Raw genomic sequence first — 2,668 nt, forward strand, 5'->3', positions numbered from 1 at the left:
AAGGGCGTGAACCGACTGGGGTGTAAGTCCTAAATGTCCCATTACAGGTATACCAGTGTTTATAAGCTTTTCAACTATATTTATTATTTCCTCTCCACCTTCAACTTTAACTGCGTTTGCACCTGTTTCTTTCATTATTCTTCCAGCATTTTCAACTGCTTTTTCAACACTTACCTGATAAGATAAAAACGGCATATCTACTACTATAAACGTATTTGGAGCTCCTCTTCTTACAGCTTTTGCATGATATATCATCTCATCAATACTTACTGGAAGGGTTGTTTCATACCCAGATATTACATTTCCTGCAGAGTCTCCAACTAAAATACAGTCAATTCCTGCTTCTTCACATATTTTTGCAGACCAGTACTCATATGTTGAAATCATTGTTATTTTTGTCTTTTCTTCCTTTGCTTTTATAAAATCATTTATAGTTTTCATCTTACTCCTCATAAATTGAGTTTGCTTTTAATATAAAGCAGTTATCTTTTTCTTCAATTATTCCTTTCTCTGATAGGCTTTTTATTGCTTTTGATACAGCTTCTCTTGAAGAGCCTATTCTTTTTGCAAGTTCGCTGTGGGATATTTTATTTATTTTATAAATTTTATTATTTTCAAAAATTCCATTATCTTTTATGTATTTAACTATTCTTCTTTTAACATCTAAAAAAGCAAGGGATTCAAGTATTTCATCTGTTTTCCTGATTCTTTCAACAAGGTTTTTCGCAAGCTGTAAACAAAGCTGTGGATATTTTTCTATTGCTTTTAAAAAGAAATTCCTTCTGATTACTGCAACCTGTGTATCTGTTAAAGTTTCAACAGACATGCTTCTTGGTTTTCCGTCTATAAGACTGAGTTCTCCTACAAAATCTCCTTTTGATAGAGTTGTAATTATAAGTTCATTTCCTTTCTCATCAAAAGTTATTACATTTACTTTTCCTTTAAGTATTATATAAAGGTCTGTTGTCTGGTCTCCTTTCCATATTATTGTATGTCCTTTTTCAAAGTTTAGAATATCAGCATTTTTTGTTATTTCTTCAAGTATGTTGTCTTCTACATATTTAAAAAGTTTATTGTTTTTTAAAAGCTCTTTCATTTGATTTATTTTTTCTCACATTCCTCTTTATTTATCTTAATTTCTTCCTTTTCTTCTGGAATGCCAACATTATTTCTTATCTGACCGTTTCCAAAAATAATAAATTTAGGAATTGTTAGTTCTTTTAATCCCATTGGTCCTCTTGCGTGAATTTTATCAGTTGATATTCCCATTTCAGCTCCAAGACCAAACTCATTTCCATCTGTAAATCTTGTAGATGCGTTTATGTAAACAGCAGCGCTGTCAACATTATTTATAAAATACATTCCTTTTGTGTAATTTTCTGTAATAATAGATTCAGAATGGCTTGAGCCGTATTTATGTATGAAATCAATGGCTTCGTCAATGTTGTTTACAACTTTTACAGCAATTATAAGGTCTAAAAATTCTTCGTAATAATCTTCTTCTGTAGCAGGTTTTATTTCTGTATCTTTTGTTTTTGGATGGTCTTTAAGTATACTTAAAGCAGTTTCATCACATCTCATTTCAACACTTGCTTTGCCATAATAGTATGCAATTTCTGGCAAAAATTTTTCTGCAATATCTTTGTGAACTATTAAATTTTCAATTGCATTACAAACTGATGGCCTTTCAACTTTTGCGTTGTATGCTATGTTTAGTGCTTTATCAAAATCTGCTTCGTTGTCTATGTAAAGGTTGCAAACACCTTTGTAATGCTTAATTACAGGAATTCTTGAATTTTCGGCAACAGCCCTTATTAACCCCTCTCCACCTCTTGGAATAACAACGTCTATATACTGGTCAAGCTTTAAAAGCTCATTTACAACCTGCCGGTCTGTGCTGTCAACAAAAGCTATTGCACCTTCTGGATAACCTGATTCTCTTGCAGCCTGTTTTAAAATATCAACAAGTATCCTGTTTGAGTTTATTGTTTCACTTCCGCCTTTTAGTATTACAGCATTTGAAGACTTTATACAAAGTGATGCTGCTTCTATTGTTACATTTGGGCGTGCTTCATAGACTATTAAAATTGAACCAAGAGGAACTCTCATCTGACCTACTTTAAGACCATTTGGCCTTGTCCAGATGTTTATAACTTCACCTACAGGGTCAGGGAGTGCTATTACATCATTTAAAACCTGAACCATTCCATTTATTCTTTTCTCATTTAATGCAAGTCTGTCAAGCAGTGCTTTTGAGTATCCCTTTTTTTCTGCTTTTTCAAGGTCTATTTTGTTAGCTTCTTGAAGCTCATCTTTTCTTTCTATCAATAGCTCAGCAGTCCTTTTTAAAACATTATTTTTTATATCAGTACTAACAGCAGTAAGTTTTCTTTTAACTTTATTTACATCCTTAGCCAGGTTGATGGCGTATTCTGCAGGTGTCATCAGACTCTCCTTGATGGAATTGGTAATAATTATTATAGATTAATTAAGGCTTTGTTTCAGCTTAGAGATAAATGCAATTTTAATTTTTCATTAACTTCAAAAATTTCATCGTCTCTTAATTCAGTTAACGGCTTGCTGCCAATAAATCTACTTATATCTACTGTGCAAAGCTCGTTTATACATATTTCACTATCTTTTTCAAGTTTATCTCTCTTTTCTATTA

3 protein-coding genes are annotated in these 2,668 nt (G+C 32.0%); all 3 read right to left on the bottom strand.

Going from position 1 to position 2,668, the window contains the following annotated elements:
- On the bottom strand, positions 1–441 hold a 441-nt coding region (locus tag HG1285_RS04910), incomplete at its 3' end, for a 3-methyl-2-oxobutanoate hydroxymethyltransferase (RefSeq protein ID WP_008288521.1).
- A gap of 1 nt (position 442) precedes the next feature.
- The gene (locus HG1285_RS04905) at positions 443–1,096 is read right to left on the bottom strand and encodes a Crp/Fnr family transcriptional regulator (protein ID WP_008288522.1); all 654 of its coding nucleotides are present in this window, start codon (positions 1,094–1,096) and stop codon (positions 443–445) included.
- Between the two features lie 5 nt (positions 1,097–1,101).
- Complete coding sequence (locus tag HG1285_RS04900; RefSeq protein WP_008288523.1) at positions 1,102–2,445, bottom strand: glutamate-5-semialdehyde dehydrogenase; 1,344 nt, start codon at positions 2,443–2,445, stop codon at positions 1,102–1,104.
- Between the last annotated feature and the right edge of the window lie 223 nt (positions 2,446–2,668).

It is taken from the genome of Hydrogenivirga sp. 128-5-R1-1, from assembly GCF_000171895.1.